Below are 16,856 nucleotides of genomic sequence, written 5' to 3' on the forward strand. Positions count from 1 at the left end.
TCGAAATACGCATTCAGCCGCAGGCGTGATGCCCCCATGACGCCTGACGGCGGATACAACCGCCCATCTGCGAGAAGCAGGTGGGCGGTTTGTTTTGCATGGACGGCAACCTTGAAACGCTGTAACTGCGGCGGCGTTCGTCCTATAATCGGCAAATGATGTTCCTTGGGCTGATGCAGCGAATGTTCGGAATGGCGGTCGTCTTGGCCGTGCTTTCGTTCGTTCCGTCTGCAGCCAAGGCCCATTCGGGTCATCAACATCATGCCGCGCATCACGCGGGTGTTGCATCCATTGTGACGGCAAGTACCGATCACCAGGCTGTCCTCTCCGCCGCGGCGGAGGCGAAGCTGGACCAGGATGGAGATCAAGCGTCCCCGGAAAGACCCTGCATGGGCGGATGCTGCTCCTCGGCCTTCGGCTCGTGCTGCCCCACGGGACTTCCCAGCGCCTCGCTGCTGATTCCTTATCTGCAGAGTGTCTCGCGCTTAAGTTTTCCGCCGTCGCAATCGGGGGTACGCCGCACCCCGGAATCTTTCGAGCGTCCTCCCAGAACGTCCCTCTGAGTGCTGAATCCGCGTGAGCGCGCCCGCCTGTGGCGCGTCTCGCGGCACGAATCTCGAGTGAGGACGACTGCCATGTTTCGAAAGTTTCGGCGCATCTCGTGCGCCATCGCCGTTGCCGTTGTAGCGAGCTACGCCACGATAACGGCCACACCGGCCCATGAAGGCCATAACCACACGGATGAACCGCAGCAGGCGAGCGTCAGCGCGGCGCCGCGCGGCGAAGCCGCCTCCGCAGACTTTGAGCTGGTTGCGGTCGCTCGCGGCGACGCCATCGACATTTATGTGGACCGTTTCGCGACCAATGAGCCGGTCACCGGCGCCAGCCTGGTCGTTGAGACACCTGCCGGGCCTGCCACGCCGAGCGAGCAGCCGGATGGCGCCTATCGGCTGGCGGCGCCCTGGCTCGCCAAGGGCGGCCGAACCGATCTTGTCGTTTCGATCACGGCGAGGGACCTGACCGACATCCTTCCGGTAAGCATCGAAACGCCACCGCAGACATCGGCATTGCCGGTTGCGCAGGCGCGATTGTCAGCCGACCTGCGCACGGCTCTGCTCGTCGGTGGCGGCTTTGTTGCGGGTCTTCTTGTCGCAGCGGTTGCCCTGCGCCGCCGCCGCGCGGCCATTGTCGCCCTGGCTTGCATGGCACTCGCCGGCGGCGTGGAGCTAGGCCGGGCGCATGAAGGCCACGGTCATGAGGAGGAAAAGGGGCAGGTCGCGATCAGGACAAATTCGGAGGAACGTGCCCAACGCCTTTCGGATGGCACGGTGTTCGTTCCGAAGTCCGTCCAGCGCATCTTTGCCCTGCGCTCGCTGGTGACGGAGAAGGCGCGTCATCCCAAGGTCGCCGAGCTTCCCGGTCGTATCATTCCGGACCCCGCCGCCAGCGGTTACGTGCAGTCTTCCGTCGGTGGTCGGCTGTCGGCGTCGACGGACGGCTTTCCCCGGCTCGGCACCCGCGTGAAGCAGGGGGATATTCTGGGCTACGTCACGCCGCCTTTGCAGGCCATCGATCTGTCCGACATGCGCCAGCGGCAGGGTGAACTGGATCAGCAAATCTCGATCGTCGAGCGGCGCGTGGCGCGCTACGAGCAACTCGCGGCGGGCGGAGCCGTGTCCCGAACACAGCTCGAAGAGGCCCGCCTTGAACTCGAAGGGTTGCGCGACCGCCGCGCCTCGATCGAGAAGGCCCGTCGCGAACCCGAAGCGCTCGTCGCTCCGGTGGCCGGCGTGATCGCGGAAGGCACCGCGGTCGCCGGACAGATCGTGCAGCCGAGTTCGATCGTCTTCAACATCGTCGATCCGTCGCGCCTGTGGGTCGAAGCACTGAGCTTTGAGACCATCGAAGGCGCAACGAGCGCGCGCGCCACGACCTATTCGGGCCGGAGCCTCGACCTTGAATATCGCGGCGCCGGCTTTGCCGACCGCAGCCAGTCGGTACCGGTGCATTTCTCCATCGTCGGCGATACCGCCGGCTTGAGGGCGGGGCAGTTCCTGACCGTTCTTGTCCCGACGCGGGAGGAGAAAGAAGGAATCGCGGTCCCGCGCACCAGCCTTGTCCGCGGCTCGAACGGCCAGGACTTCGTCTATGAGCATGTCGGGCCCGAGCGGTTCGCGCCGAGGAGCGTGCGCGCGGAGCCGCTCGACGGCGAGAAGGTGCTGATCATGTCGGGCCTCGCCGCCGGCCAGCGATCGTCTCGCAAGGAGCCGAGCTCCTTGAACACGTACGCTGAAGGGAGGCGTCTCGATGTTTTCGCTTCTCGTCAGCGCCTCGCTCCGCAACCGGCTTTTCGTGCTCGCCTTGGCCGGCCTGCTCGTGGTTCTCGGCGCCCACACCGCCCGACAACTCCCCGTGGACGTATTTCCTGATCTTAACCGCCCGACCGTCACGATTCTGACGGAGTCCGAAGGCTATGCGCCGCCCGAGATCGAGCAGCTCATCACATTTCCGATCGAAACCCAGATGAACGGCGTTCCCGGCGTCAGCCGCGTTCGTTCGGTTTCAGGTATCGGGCTTTCGATCGTCTACGTCGAGTTCGACTGGGGAACGGATATCTACCGCAACCGGCAGCTCGTGGCCGAGCGTCTGGCACGGATTCAAAGCCAGCTTCCCCTCAATGTCACCTCGCAGATCGCCCCGATCAGCTCGATCATGGGACAGATCCTTCTCGTGGCCGTGACCTCGAATACGGCATCGCCCATGGAAGTGCGCGAGGTCGCCGACTTCACGATCCGTCCGCGCCTGCTCGCCATCCCCGGCGTCGCACAGGTGATCCCGATCGGTGGAGAAGTCAGGCAATACCGGATTGCGCCGCAGCCTTCGGCGTTGCGAGCGCTTTCGGTGAGCTATGAACAGCTTGAGCTTGCGCTTGCCCAGTTCGGAACCAATACCGGCGGCGGCTTCACCGACCAGAACACCCGCGAGTACCTGATCCGGAATATCGGACGGACGACAAGCCTGGAGGATCTGCGAAGCATCGTCGTGGCCACCATCGACGGCAGGCCGGTCTACATGCGTCAGGTCGCGGATGTCGACTTCGCGCCCAAGATAAAGCGCGGCGATGCCGGGTATATGAGCAGGCCCGCCGTCATTGTTTCGGTCGAAAAGCAACCCGGCATTGATACCGTGCGGTTGACGGGTCAGATCGAGCAGGCGCTTTCCGAACTCGCGCCGTCGCTTCCGTTCGGCATCAAGGCCGACGAGGTCGTCTTTCGCCAGGCGGACTTCATCGAGAATTCGCTGCACAATGTCGGCCGGGTTCTGATTGAGGCGGCCATTGTCGTTTCGGTGATCCTGTTCGCATTCCTTCTCAATTGGCGCACCACGGCGATCTCGCTCACGGCCATCCCGGTATCGATCCTGACCACGGCGATCATTTTCAAGCTCTTCGGTCTGTCTATCAATACGATGACGCTCGGCGGACTTGCGATTGCCATCGGCGAGCTTGTCGATGACGCCGTGGTCGATGTCGAAAACATCTTCCGGCGGCTGCGGGAAAACAGGGAGCAGGGCAATCCGCGGAGCGTGTTCGACGTCGTCGTTGCCGCCTCCAGCGAAGTCCGTTCCGGCATCGTCTATGCGACGACGATCATCGTGCTGGTGTTCGTGCCGCTGTTCGCGCTCTCCGGCGTCGAGGGACGGCTGTTCGCCCCGCTCGGCCAAGCCTACATCATTTCCATTCTCGCAAGCCTTGTGGTCTCGATCACGCTCACGCCGGTCATGGCCTATTACCTGCTGCCGGGCGCAAAACGCATGGCGGAGGGTGAAGGCTGGCTGGTGCGACAGCTCAAGCGCATCAACCGCGCCGCGCTTGATGCGGCCTTCGTCCGCGGGAAGCTTCTGCTGGCGCTGACCTTGATCGCGGTGGCGGCGGCGGGGTGGGGCGCGTTCCAGCTCAAGCGCGCCTTCCTCCCCGCCTTCAACGAAGGCTCGTTCACCATCAACCTCGCCTTCAATCCCGGCGTTTCGCTCGCAGAATCCAACCGCGTCGGCGCAATCGCCGAGCGGCTGGTGCTTGACGTTCCGGAGGTGATCAGCGTGGGGCGGAGAACCGGCCGCGCCGAGCTGGACGAGCATGCGGAAGGCGTGCATTCCTCCGACCTCGAGGTCGCGTTGAAGCATTCGGATCGTGCGAAGCCGGACGTCGTTGCCGACATACGCTCGCGCCTCGCCGTTCTGCCACTGTCCGTCAATGTCGGACAGCCGATCTCGCACCGGCTCGATCACCTGCTCTCCGGCGTCCGGGCGGAGATAGCCTTGAAACTGTTCGGCGAGGATCTCGACACCCTGCGCGGCACCGCCGAGGAAATCCGGAGCCGGATCGCCGGTCTGCCCGGCATCAAGGACCTCCAGGTCGAAAAGCAGGTGCGAATTCCGCAGCTTGAAATCCGCGTCAACTATGCCCGCGCTGCGCTTTACGGGGTTCAGCCGGGCGCGGTCGTCGAGCAGTTGTCGCGGCTGTCAAGCGGCCGCGTGATATCGCGCGTCGTCGACGGCTATCGCCGCTTCGACGTTGTCATGCGCCTGCCGGATCGTCTGCGAACCACGGAAAAGCTCGGCGATCTCCTGATCAAGACGCCGACCGGCTGGATACCGGCGAGACAGATCGCAGACATCAAGGAGACCGACGGACCCAATCAGATTTTGCGGGAAAACGGACGGCGTCGCATCGTCATATCAGCCAATTCCGATGGCAAGGCTGACATGGCCAAGCTGGCCGAGGGAATTCGCGGCGAGCTGCAAGCGGCGAAACTGCCATCGGGGGTGACCGCAAGCCTCGAAGGAACCTTCCAGGCGCAGGAAGAAGCGAGCCGGACCATCGGCATTCTCGCGCTCATCTCGCTCTCGCTGATCTTCGCAATCCTGTACAGCCGCTATCGGTCCGCGGTGCTGGCGCTGATCATCATGGGCGGCATTCCGCTCGCCTTGATCGGATCGGTTGCCGCGCTGGCCATCACGGATCAGCCGCTCTCGGTTGCGAGCCTGGTCGGCTTTGTCACGCTCACCGGCATCGCCGCGCGCAACGGCATCCTCAAGATCAGCCACTATATCAATCTGGCGCTGCACGAGGGCATGGCGTTCGGGAAGGAGCTGGTCGTCCGGGGAAGCCTCGAACGGATGACGCCGGTCCTGATGACGGCGCTGTCGGCGGGGGTGGCGCTGGTGCCGCTCCTGATCGGCGCCGATGAAGCGGGCAAGGAGATTCTCCATCCCGTTGCGGTGACGATCTTCGGCGGTCTCGTCAGCGCGACACTGCTCGATACCGTCGTGACGCCGGTGCTGTTCCTGTGGTTCGGGAAAAAACCGCTTGCGCGTTTGTTGCAACGGCAGGCCGACGAAACGGGTAAACGAACCGCTCCGGCCCACTCCTACTGACGCAACGCGGAAAAGGAAGAATTCACATGAGACACAAAAGCGTCGTCGTTCGTTTTGCGCTTCTGGTTGCCTTGATGGCCTCGCCAGCCGCGGCTCACTCATCGAAGGGGCCGCATGGCGGGCGCCTTGCTGAAGCAAAACCTTATCACGCTGAACTCGTGACCAAGGACGATAGTATTGAAATCTTCATCAGCGACGCCGACGAAAAGCCGATGAATGCCGCCGGCTTCAAAGGCGTCGCCATCTTTCAGGTTGGCGGCAAGGCGGAAAGGATCGAACTACGGCCGGGCGAGTCGGGCGCGCTTGCCGGAAAGGCTGGGTCGCCACTTCCGGAAACCGTCAAGGGCGCGGTTCAGCTCACCGGGCCGGACGGAAAAACGACGAGCGCGCGTTTCGACTAACTTCACTCTACCGGTCATGGCTGGGCTTGCTCGGCCGGCCATGACGAACGGGAGGTGCTGACGCCTGATTTCCGTGATTGCATTTCCGGTAGGCCCTTAGGCGCGCGTCCGTTTGCCAGGACGAAAGGCATCGCCAACGGCAAGAATCCCGGTCGCCTCCACGAACTCTTTTGTTTGAGTAGCGGCGCTGCACCCGCATAGGCCGTCACGCCGACATCCTCTGACAGCGTAGGTGGGAAGAAGAGGTAATATGGCTGCCCTGATTTTGTGGGAGCGCACATCGCTCGGCGCTGCCCGGCCTTAAGCAGCGATCTGCATGACCTTGCCGCAAAGGAAAACGCGGCAATGCGAGGAACAACGCGTCCCGCAGTAAATTGTTTTGATCGTCTAGAAGACCGCGAATGGTCCCTCCACAACCCCGGAGGACACCCGTGAGCGAGCACTCGAAAAAGGAATCCATTTCGCGTCGCAATTTTATTGGAAAGACACTCTGTGGAGCGGCACTTGCCGGGACGGCGCTGCCGGCATGGGCGGCCCCGCCGATTACACCTCTGCCATTGGATGACGGGCTGCTGCAAGAGATACGCGGCCGGCGAAAAGTCAGCAAAGCATCGGCCCAGTATCGCGATAGTCCAAATGGACCACAGCGCTGCGGCGGCTGCGTCAATTTCCGCGGAGGGACCTGCGCGATCGTCGAGGGACCCATCAGCGCCAACGGCTGGTGTCGCCACTACCGAGCCGCTGGTAGAGGCCGAGCGCCCGGTGCTTCCGGCGGCGGAGGTGCGCGTGGAGGCGGAAGCAGTTACTAGAACTGCCCCCAACGCGAGCAGCACCGTAGGCGCTGTCTGCGCTGAACGTCGTTTAGCAGAGGGCAATATTGGCTGGGCTGCGACCATAGCGGCGCATCCATGAAGTCTGGTCGGCAGCAAAGACGATCAAGGACAGACCACTAATCGGCCGGAAGGCTGCGCTGCACTGAAGTGTCTTAAATTCGAAAAGCCTGACTCGACTTCGATGGGAGGCTCGCAATGAAAATCCCTTCTTCCCGCCTCGCGACCCTTACGGCAGTTCTCGTTGCGATTGGCTTCGCGCTCGCACCAGCCTGGGCTCAGCGTAAAAACACGCCCGCCGCTCAGCCACCGGCAGAAAAAGCCGGCGGACCCGGCGCTCTTGCCCGACCAGGAACTTGGACGCCGGTTCACGGTCAAGGCGGAGGACCTGCCGCCCCCGAAGACCGGCCCGGTCGTCAGCAGCCGCTCCCTTGTCATCCCCCACCAGGGCCAAACGCCCCGCGTCCCTGAAGGCTTCATCACGACCGCTTTCATGACCGGCCTTGAGCATCCGAGGCGTCTGCTTGTGCTGCCGAACGGCGACGTGCTCGTGGCCGAACAGAAGGCGGGCCATCTCACATTGCTGCGCGATGAGGACGGGGACGGCAAGGCCGACTGGATTCAGCGCCACGCGGAGGGATTCAACCATCCTTACGGACTCGCCTGGCGGGACGATCACGTCCTGGTCGCGGATCAGGATGGGATCTGGAAGGTACCGCACCGGCTTGGCGCATTGCGTGCAGGCCGTGGTGGCGAGCAGCCGAAGGCTGCCGATGTGCCGCCGGATCAGCGCAAACCTTCGCCCGCCGTGGTTGGCGAGGAAATGATCACCAAGAAGGGCGTGTTCGGCATCGTTCAAGGCCATATGAACCGACACCTCGCGATTGACCCCAGGACTGGCGGACTGTTCGTCGGCGTCGGCTCGTCCGGAAACATCGGTGTTGAACCGGAGGTCAAGGCGACGATCCAGCGCTTCGATCCCAATGGCGCGAACCAAGTCACGTTCGCTTCGGGATTGCGCAATCCGACGGCGCTCGCCTTCGAACCTGGAACGGGCGATCTCTATACGGTGGTTCAGGAGCGCGACGGTCTTGGCGACCGGCTTCCGCCCGATTACCTGACGCGTGTCGAGAAGGGCGCCTTCTACGGCTGGCCTTACGCATATATCGGTCAGTACCCGCAGCCGGGTTTCGCCAATTTGAAACCAGACAAGGTCAAGGCTTCAATCAAGCCCGACCTTCTGTTCGAAGCGCATTCCTCGGCGATGGATCTGGTGTTCTACGATGGCGAACAGTTTCCGCCCGAATTCCGCGGCGGCGCCTTTGTTGCCCTCAAAGGGTCGTGGAATCGATCCGAACCAACCGGTTACAAGATCGTGTTCGTGCCGTTCAAGGATGGCCGTCCGCAAGGCTGGTACCAGAATTTCGCCGTCGGCTTCTGGGTGTCCGGCAAGCATCGGGCGGAGATCTGGGGCCGACCTGCCGCGCTTGCGATTGCCAAGGACGGTTCATTGCTCGTTGCCGACGACACCGGCGGCACCATCTGGCGCATCGCTTACACAGGGTCTCAGAACCGTACAGGCAAGCCCGATGGCAATACTGAGGCGCCACGCTAGCTTGAATGCCCGTCCGAACAGCCAGCGCGGCGGATGCTGGCACGATCACAACCTGGATTGCGCGCGACGTCCCGGTGCGGCGGCAGCACGAAGGGCCATGCAGCAGCGATGTGCAATCGCACATCGTAGCGCGCGCCAAAAGGCGCGCTCTCAGGTACGCAATTGTGCACCGGGAGATTTCTAAATGACTAAGAGCCTGTGGGTCCCTCCTCGGTGCGCAACCGCGCACTCGGCAGGGACGACCATTCCTGTCTCGGCAGCCGGTCCGAACACAGAGTTCGTATCGCAGTCAGGTGCTCCTGAGCTCTCCGTTCATTCCGTTCGGGTAGAAGCCGCCTTTGCTGACACCGGCCTTGTCGGTCAGATAGACGATACGCAGAACCTCTTGCGGCGTACGCGTGAACGCGATCGCGTCGGGCGTCGAAGGCACGAAGTTGGCTTTGCCGTCTATCCTGATCCCCTCGTCTTCCTTTTCGGGGGTCCCGTCGATTTTGTCGCGCGCATCCGAAATGGCGTTGGCGGCATCCCAGGCCTTCTCGCCCATCATGTACAGCTGGGAGCGCGCCATTCCCATGTGGTAGGCCTCAACAGCAAGTATCCCTGTTGCCGCCTCCACGAATTCCTTTTTCTTGAGCAAGGGAGCCGCACCTGCATAGGCGGTCACGCCGACGTCCTCGAACAGCATGCCACCGAGCAGGACCGACATGTCATCGGCAAAGGGATCGAAATCGGCAGGCAATCCGGCAGCCTCAGCAGCAGCCTTGAAGCCAGCATCGAAGTCGATCGCAGGTCTTGAAATGGCGCTTCGTCCAAGCGTCTTGCGATAGAAGCGAACGTGGGCCAGTTCGTTCTCCGCCGTCTCTTCAATGAACTCGCGGATCGCTTTCTCCTTGAATTGGGCCTCGTGGCCGCCCACGACCCTGCCGGCATCCATACCGGCATCGGTATCGCTGATGCCCTTGCCGGTCGTTGCGCGCAGATAGAACTCGGCTTCCATGTATTCGAGGTTCAGCGCGAAGGTGAGAATGTCCTCGTCGTCGATCGCTGCCCCCTTCTTGCCGATCCCAACGCCCGTGGTCTCGCGCTTCTGCTGGGCATAGGCTGGTGGAATAAGCAGTCCCGCGAGTCCTGCGACGGATAGGCCGGCGATCGATTGCCGGCGGGAAATGCGCAATGCATCCATGGCGTAACCTCCTCCGTTCTGGATTGAGAGGCCGCGCCACTCACTGTTCAGCGCTATTGAGGGCGCTCATGGCGCGACCTCGGTACCCAGCTAGTGCTGGGGCGGTACAACGTCAGGCCGCAGGTCGCGTTCCAAGCGAGCTCGAAACCAGGCAGGCACGACGTCGTGAGGCCGCTGGAGCCACGCTTGGCCTGTGCATGCAAGAGTGGACAAAAGGCGCGAATGCGCCGTGGGCAAATCACTTCTGATTTTCAGAAATCATGTCAAGTATGAGAATCAAAAATATTCCGCTTAACACGAGGGGCAAATCAGCCGCATAACTCCGCCCGTCTCACGGCAGATGAGGGGCGCTCGCGATCGTCACGAACGTGCGGTGAGATGCGATGGACGCAGATGGCGCGCTAGACGTACGCGCCGGAAGCGTACGGCGAAGTCGTGTGGTTCGGGCGCCGCGGTGCTGGCGTTAAGTTTCACGGGTTATCTCGTGGAGCGACGGAGGCAAAAGAGCCGTTCTCCGGGAAGAGCACGAAGTAAGCCGTAAAGCCATTGCGCAGGGAAGGCCGGGATGCTCCCGCTGTACCTGTATGCTCGTGTGCGTATTTTTTTGCGCACTTTGCACACGAGACCGCGGGTGCGGCGCGCACCCGGTCTTCCCTGCGCCCTCCGAATAAGAGGGCGGGAAGTTGATAGCAAACCTCGGGCAGTTCATGTCGCGAGAATGCCGCGTCATATCCATCTGTCGTCGTCCGCGAAGGCGGACGATCCAGTATCCCAGAGACAGCCGTGATTGCACCGAGAAGCCGCGGCGTACTGGACCTCCCGCCTTCGCGGAGGATGACAGCCGGGAGGAGGTCGCAGTCACCGCCACCCCGAACGGCTCGCCCACCTGCCGCCCCGCAACCTCCGGGAGGGCCTGGAACCTGGCCCGCTGCCCCCTTAACCGCCCGGTCGCACTGGACTTCCGGCAGTGGAATTCCCTATTGGTAACCGAAAGTTAACCAAGCTTAGCGTTTGGTTAGGGACGGAATGACGCGCTGGCAGCCCTCGTTTTGACATGTTGGCAGGGGAAGCAATGCCCGGCTTTCGGCGGGCCCCCCATGCGACAGGAAACAGGCTCTCGCGCTGGCGCAAATCGCCGCGCCCGACGCGCGGCTGTGAAACCGGCGGCCATTTGCTCCCGGAGGAATTAGGGACACTTGCGTTGAGAGGATACTACTCATGAATCCCGCCGACGTGGCTCCGTCAGCTTTGCCGCTCGTCTCGGCCGACGTGTCGCTGATCGCGCTATTCTGGCAGGCCCACTGGGTCGTGAAGTCGGTCATGATGGGCCTGCTCGCCTGCTCGGTCTGGGTCTGGGCGATCGCGATCGACAAGATTTTCCTCTATTCGCGCACCAAGCGCGCGATGGACCGCTTCGAACAGGCGTTCTGGTCGGGACAATCGATCGAGGAGCTCTATCGCGCGCTTTCGGCAAAACCGACGCAATCGATGGCGGCGTGCTTCGTGGCGGCCATGCGCGAGTGGAAGCGCTCGTTCGAGAGCCAGTCGCGCTCCTTTGCCGGATTGCAGATGCGGATCGAGAAGGTGATGAACGTCTCCATCGCCCGCGAGGTCGAGCGGCTGGAGCGGCGGCTCCTGGTGCTGGCAACCGTCGGCTCCGCCGGCCCGTTCGTCGGCCTGTTCGGAACCGTCTGGGGCATCATGTCGAGCTTCCAGTCGATCGCGGCCTCGAAAAACACCTCGCTCGCGGTCGTTGCGCCCGGCATTGCGGAGGCGCTGTTTGCGACCGCTATCGGTCTTATCGCCGCCATCCCGGCGACGATTTTCTACAATAAGTTCACGTCCGAGGTGAACCGGCAGGCGCAGCGGCTGGAAGGTTTTGCCGACGAGTTTTCAGCCATCCTGTCCCGCCAGATCGACGAACGGGCGTGAGGGCGGCCAATGACGAGCGCATCATGAGATCAAGATCATGGCGATGAACATGGCAGGTTCGGCGGGCGGCGGCGGCGGCGGTGGACGCCGCGGCCGGCGTCGTGCCGCCGTGATGGCGGAGATCAACGTCACGCCGATGGTCGACGTGATGCTGGTGCTGCTCATCATCTTCATGGTGGCGGCACCTTTGATGACCTCGACCATTGATATCGATCTGCCCGTCGCCGGCGGCGGCAAGCAACTGCAAGCCAACGCGCCGCCGCTGACGCTGTCGGTCAAGCGCACCGGCGGGACCTGCAATTCCAACGTCGAACTCTACCTCGGGGACACGCTGATTCCGGCCAATGAGCTCCTGCCCAAGATAACGGCGATCAAGGAGACCCGGTCGGAGGCCGAGAGGGTGGTATACCTGCGGGGGACAAGGACGTCTGTTACACGGATATGATGAAATTATTGGGGTATATTCGGACGGCGGGGTTCAAGGCGAATATCGTCATCGTGCCGGAGCAGGGCTCCTGAGCCATGCAGCGGCGCGCGGTGATTGACGGCGGAGCGGAAAAGCGCAGGTGAAGATCAAGGTCGACAAGACGGTGATGGCGTCGGTTGCCCTGCACGTCCTCGTGCTGGGGTGGGTGATGCTGTCGTTCTCGACCAAAGCGCTCGAAATGCCGCCCGAAGAGTCGGTGGCGGTCGATGTCGTTTCGTCCGACCAGCTTGCCAAGGTGATGGCCGGCATGAAGACCGGCAAGAAGGAAAACCCGAAGCCGCTGGTCGAGAAAGTCGCCGAAGCCAAGCCGGTCGATGACGCCGTCGGCAAGATCACCGAGAAAGCGCCTGTTGTGACCGAGACCGCGGCGCCTCCGCAGCCGAAGATCGAGGAAAAGCCGGTCGAGAAGAAACCCGATCCGCCGAAGGTCGTCGAGAAGCCGAAGGAAGAGCCGAAGCAGATCGAGAAAAAGCCCGATCCGCCGAAGGTCGATCAGATCGGCGACACCATCAAGAAGGAAGAGAAGAAGCCGCCGCCGAAGCCGCCAGTGCAGGCCGCCAAGCCGCCAGAGCCGCAGAAGCAGAGGATCGTGGAACGGCACTTCGACCAGAACCAGATCGCGGCCCTGCTCGACAAGCGTGATCCGTCGCGCCAGGCCACGACCGGCGAGACGCTGAATTCGAACGCGGCCCTCGGCACGGCCAAGGGCGCAGCCGCGGATAATTCCGCAACCTGGGGTTCGATGTTCCAGCGGCAGGTCGAGCGATGCTGGAAGAAGCCCTATGGCGGGATAGAATCGCAGAAGCCTGAAGTCGCGTTTGCTATCCGTTTGAAGCGCGACGGCACGCTTGAGGGCGCGCCGGTTCCGGAAGGCGTTCCGGCGACGCCGTTCCTGCGGGTCTATCAGGAGAGCGCGTTACGCGCGATCATCGAATGCCAGCCGTACAAGCTGCCGGCGGCGCTTTATGAGGAATGGAAATACTTCGCGCCCGTGTTCAAAGAAAAAGTCTGATTGCGCTCGCCCGTTGGCGATCACACATGAGCAAGATCGAAGCGATGACTGACAAAGATGGATTGCCAAAAATGCCGTTCCGCCTGAACCGCCGGCAGATCATTACCGGAATGGCTGCGCTTGGCGCGGTCGCCGGTGGTCGCAATGCCTTCGCACAGGCGCCGAAACGGATCCCCATTCCCGAAGGTGAGTTCGTTCCGCTGCCGATCGCGATCCCGAATTTCGTGGCGGGCACGCCCGGCGATGCCGAGGTTGGCGTCGGCGTGGCGCAGGTCATCACCAACAATCTCAAGCGCAGTGGGCTGTTCGCGCCGATCGATCAGGCTGCTCATATCGAGCGCATCACCAATATCGACGTCGCGCCGCAATTCCAGAGCTGGAAGCAGATCAACGCGCAGGCGCTGGTGACGGGCCGGATGACGCGGCAGGGCGACGGCCGCCTGAAAGCGGAATTCCGCCTCTGGGACATCAACACCAACCAGCAGCTCACCGGCCAGCAATACTTCACCTCGCCGGAATACTGGCGGCGGATCGCGCACATCATCTCCGATCAGATCTACGAACGCATGACCGGCGAGAAGGGCTATTTCGACAGCCGCGTCGTCTTCGTCGACGAGACCGGATCGAAAGAGCGCCGCGTCAAGCGGCTGGCGCTGATGGATCAGGACGGCGCCAATGTCCGGTATCTCACCAAGGGCTCCGATCTGGTGCTGACGCCGCGCTTCTCGCCGTCGACGCAAGAGATCACCTACATGGAATTCGGCCAGGGCGATCCGCGCGTCTACCTGTTCAACGTCGAGACCGGGCAACGCGAGATCGTCGGCAACTTCCCCGGCATGTCGTTCTCGCCGCGCTTCTCGCCGGACGGCCAGCGCATCATCATGAGCCTGCAGCAGGGCGGCAACTCCAATCTGTTCGTGATGGACCTGCGCTCGAAATCGACGACGCGGCTGACCGACACGCCGGCGATCGACACCTCGCCGTCCTATTCGCCCGACGGCAGCCGGATCTGTTTCGAATCCGACCGCGGCGGCAAGCCGCAGATCTACGTGATGCCGGCCACCGGCGGTGGGGCGCAGCGCATCTCGTTCGGCGAGGGCAGCTATTCGACGCCGGTGTGGTCGCCGCGCGGCGACTACATCGCCTTTACCAAGCAGGGCGGCGGCGCCTTCGCCATCGGCATCATGAAGACCGACGGCTCGGGCGAACGAATTCTTACCTCCGGCTTCCACAACGAAGGTCCGACCTTTTCGCCGAATGGCCGGGTCGTCATGTTCTTCCGCGACCCCGGCGGCAGCGGCGGGCCGTCGCTGTACACGGTCGATATCTCCGGTCGCAATGAATTGCGCGTACCAACGCCCGGTTTCGCCTCCGATCCGGCGTGGTCTCCGCTGCTGTCATAGTGGAACCGGGCCGCGCGGACGGCCTGTCATCAACCGGCAAACATTGCCTAGCCTGCTGATTTTTCAGGCAAATTTTGTTGCTTGTCCATCGAAAGCAACGTCTCGGTAACGATGTTCCCTCAGAAAGACTTCATCTCCGGAGGGTAAAACTACGCATCCGACAGGACGCCAGTACGCCCCACATGCAGCTCGCAAATCAGAGCGGAGAGCCCGATCAACAAACGTCGCCGTATCTTCGCGCGGCATTGATCGATCTGCTCTTCGAAACTTCCGCTCCGATGCTTGCGGGCCTCGTCTTCGGGGCCGGTGCGGCGGCCATGACCGCGCTGAAGACGGGAGAACCTCTCATCTGGGCGTGTGTCGCGCTTCTCGTCGTCGCTGGCGTTGTCCGCGCGCTCGTCCTGCAGTTGTACCACGCGCGCAAATCGACTCCGACCATTGTCGAAGCTGCGCGGTGGAAGAAGCGCCATCAGCTTGGGGCGATGATCCAGGCCGCTGCGATCGGCATATGGTGCTCCGCGACGCTGTTGGTCAGTGACGATGCCGTAGCCCATATGATTTGCTTGTCCGTCACAACCGGGATCCTGGCGGGTGGCGCGGGCAGGGCCTATGGACGGCAGTGGATATTCCAGTTGCAGGCTGCACTCATCTTCGGTCCAACGGTAATCGCGCTGGCGTTACGTGGCACGCCCTATTACATGGCCATGTCGGTCGTGTGCGCCGCATGTCTCGCGGCTGTTCTGCAAATTTCGGCCAACTTGCACAGAATATTTCTGCAGGCGATTGTGGCACGCGAGCGCGAGGCGGCGCTGGCCGGCCAGTTCGATGCCGCGCTGAACAACATGCCGCACGGGCTGTGCATGTTTCGCGCCGATGGCCGGCTTGCGGTGATGAATCATCGTTTCGCCGAGATCATGAACTTGTCCGACAAACTCTTGCAAGGCGGTGCCAGCGCGTTCGACATCGTCTCCGCCTGCGTTGCCTCCGGCGCGATCTCGGCGGCGAGCGCCAGCCTCATTCTGCAGGAAGTCGAAGACTCCCGGGCCACTGATATCATCACGGCCGATCCGGACTTCAGCAAGCACCGGTCGCTGTCCTGGACGTTTCAGCCGATGGCCGACGGTGGCACCGTCATGCTGGTGGAGGACATCACCGAGCGCAAGGACGCGGAGGCCCGGATCAGCCATCTGGCCCGCTACGATGAGCTCACCGAACTCCCCAACCGGGTCAACTTCCGCGACGAGATCGGACATCTTCTGGCAGCCCAGCAGGGCGCCGAACAATTGTCGGCGCTGCTGTTCGTCGACCTCGACCAGTTCAAGCAAGTCAATGACACGCTCGGTCATCCGTGCGGCGACCAGTTGCTGTGCGCAGTGGCCGCTCGCTTGCGTGAAATGCTGCGGCCCGAGGATTTCGTGGCGCGCTTCGGCGGCGACGAGTTCGTGGTGTTCCAGCAGAACGTCCAGTCCCCCGACGACGCCGCCGGTCTCGCGCGGCGCATCGTCGATCGCCTGAGCGAGCGCTACAAGATCGACAACCATCTGGTCGAGATCGGCGCCAGCGTCGGCATCGCCATGAGCTCGCGCGGCGTCAGCGCCGACACACTGCTCAAGAATGCCGACATGGCGCTCTATCGCGCCAAGGCCGACGGCCGCGGCACCTTCTGCTTCTTCCGGGAAGAGATGGCGCAAATCGTCGAATCCCGCCGTATCCTCGAACTGGACCTGCGCAAGGCGCTGGCCAACGAGGAGTTCGAGCTGTTCTTCCAACCGCTGGTCAATCTCAAGTCGGGCCGGATATCGACCTGCGAGGCGCTGATACGCTGGAATCATCCAGTCCGCGGCACGGTGTCGCCGACCGACATCATTCCGATCGCCGAGGACATGGGTCTGATCGTCGATCTCGGCCGCTGGATTTTGCGCAAGGCCTGCATGGAATGCATGAAATGGCCCGACGCCGTCAGCGTTGCCGTCAACTTCTCGCCGCAGCAGTTCCACCAGCGCGATGTGCTCAGCGAAGTCCGCTATGCACTCGAGGTCTCCGGCCTGCCGGCGAACCGGCTCGAAATCGAGATCACCGAATCCTCGCTGCTGCGTAACACGCAGTTGACCCACGACGTGCTGTCGCAATTGCATTCGCTCGGCGTGCGCATCTCGCTCGACGATTTCGGCACCGGCTATTCGAGCCTCAGCTATCTGCACAACTTCCCATTGCAGAAGGTGAAGATCGACCGTTCCTTCCTGGAAGGGATCGATAGCGATCGTCCGCTGACGCTGCTGCGGGGCGTGGCGCGGCTGTCAGCCGATCTTGGAATGTCGGTGGTGGTCGAGGGCATCGAGACCAACGAGCAACTCGAATTGATCAGCGCCGACGGGGCGGTAACGGAAGCGCAGGGCTATCTGTTCAGCCCGCCGGTCCCGGCCGTGCGCGTCCGGCAGTTGCTCAATGCGTCGCACGGTCGCCGCATGCCTGACGACCAGCTCATCGCTGTTTCTTCGCGATCGATCGCCTGACTTCAGCGTAACCAGCCCCACTGCGGTGCTCTCGTCGCGGCTAC

11 protein-coding genes and 1 pseudogene are annotated in these 16,856 nt (G+C 62.6%); 10 read left to right on the plus strand and 2 right to left on the minus strand.

Annotation, left to right across the window (positions count from 1 at the left end; genetic code table 11):
- The first annotated feature begins 635 nt into the window (after positions 1-635).
- The 5 genes from ACFXS9_RS38330 (at position 636) to ACFXS9_RS38350 (ending at position 8,282) form a co-directional block, all read left to right on the plus strand.
- Positions 636-2,429, plus strand: a complete 1,794-nt coding sequence (locus ACFXS9_RS38330) for an efflux RND transporter periplasmic adaptor subunit (protein ID WP_392698459.1) — start codon at positions 636-638, stop codon at positions 2,427-2,429.
- Positions 2,353-5,436 carry an efflux RND transporter permease subunit gene (locus ACFXS9_RS38335; protein ID WP_392700232.1) on the plus strand — a complete coding sequence of 1,028 codons (3,084 nt, stop codon included), beginning with the start codon at positions 2,353-2,355 and terminating at the stop codon, positions 5,434-5,436. Before ACFXS9_RS38330 ends, ACFXS9_RS38335 begins: the two co-directional genes overlap by 77 nt.
- Before the next feature lie 26 nt (positions 5,437-5,462).
- Positions 5,463-5,837 (plus strand): hypothetical protein, encoded by a 375-nt coding sequence (locus ACFXS9_RS38340; protein WP_392698460.1) that lies wholly within the window; start codon positions 5,463-5,465, stop codon positions 5,835-5,837.
- Positions 5,838-6,238: 401 nt separating this feature from the next.
- Positions 6,239-6,646: a twin-arginine translocation signal domain-containing protein gene (locus ACFXS9_RS38345; RefSeq protein ID WP_392698462.1), complete on the plus strand. Its 408-nt coding sequence runs from the start codon at positions 6,239-6,241 to the stop codon at positions 6,644-6,646.
- Positions 6,647-7,007: 361 nt separating this feature from the next.
- Positions 7,008-8,282, plus strand: coding sequence for a PQQ-dependent sugar dehydrogenase (locus ACFXS9_RS38350; protein WP_392698464.1), 1,275 nt, complete (start codon positions 7,008-7,010; stop codon positions 8,280-8,282).
- A gap of 289 nt (positions 8,283-8,571) precedes the next feature.
- Here ACFXS9_RS38350 and ACFXS9_RS38355 read toward each other — a convergent pair whose 3' ends face one another.
- Entirely contained in the window at positions 8,572-9,465 is an 894-nt protein-coding gene (locus ACFXS9_RS38355; protein ID WP_392698465.1) for a ferritin-like domain-containing protein, read from the minus strand.
- Positions 9,466-10,683: 1,218 nt separating this feature from the next.
- Between ACFXS9_RS38355 and tolQ the strand changes: the two genes are divergently transcribed.
- From tolQ to tolB, 4 genes and pseudogenes are all read left to right on the plus strand, one after another.
- Positions 10,684-11,397 (plus strand): protein TolQ, encoded by a 714-nt coding sequence (gene tolQ, locus ACFXS9_RS38360; protein WP_057847291.1) that lies wholly within the window; start codon positions 10,684-10,686, stop codon positions 11,395-11,397.
- 37 nt (positions 11,398-11,434) lie between these two features.
- A pseudogene (locus ACFXS9_RS38365) lies at positions 11,435-11,916 on the plus strand (biopolymer transporter ExbD).
- Between the two features lie 53 nt (positions 11,917-11,969).
- Positions 11,970-12,896: a cell envelope integrity protein TolA gene (locus tag ACFXS9_RS38370; protein ID WP_392700234.1), complete on the plus strand. Its 927-nt coding sequence runs from the start codon at positions 11,970-11,972 to the stop codon at positions 12,894-12,896.
- Between the two features lie 71 nt (positions 12,897-12,967).
- A complete protein-coding gene (gene tolB, locus ACFXS9_RS38375; RefSeq protein WP_392700236.1) occupies positions 12,968-14,299 on the plus strand; it encodes a Tol-Pal system beta propeller repeat protein TolB in 1,332 nt (443 codons plus the stop codon).
- A 149-nt stretch (positions 14,300-14,448) separates the two neighbouring features.
- Here tolB and ACFXS9_RS38380 read toward each other — a convergent pair whose 3' ends face one another.
- The gene (locus ACFXS9_RS38380) at positions 14,449-14,853 is read right to left on the minus strand and encodes a hypothetical protein (protein ID WP_392698467.1); all 405 of its coding nucleotides are present in this window, start codon (positions 14,851-14,853) and stop codon (positions 14,449-14,451) included.
- Between ACFXS9_RS38380 and ACFXS9_RS38385 the strand changes: the two genes are divergently transcribed.
- Positions 14,854-16,812 carry a putative bifunctional diguanylate cyclase/phosphodiesterase gene (locus ACFXS9_RS38385; protein WP_392698468.1) on the plus strand — a complete coding sequence of 653 codons (1,959 nt, stop codon included), beginning with the start codon at positions 14,854-14,856 and terminating at the stop codon, positions 16,810-16,812.
- The last annotated feature ends 44 nt before the right edge of the window (positions 16,813-16,856 follow it).

The organism is Bradyrhizobium sp. RDI18 (genome assembly GCF_043203335.1).
Taxonomy (GTDB): domain Bacteria; phylum Pseudomonadota; class Alphaproteobacteria; order Rhizobiales; family Xanthobacteraceae; genus Bradyrhizobium; species Bradyrhizobium retamae.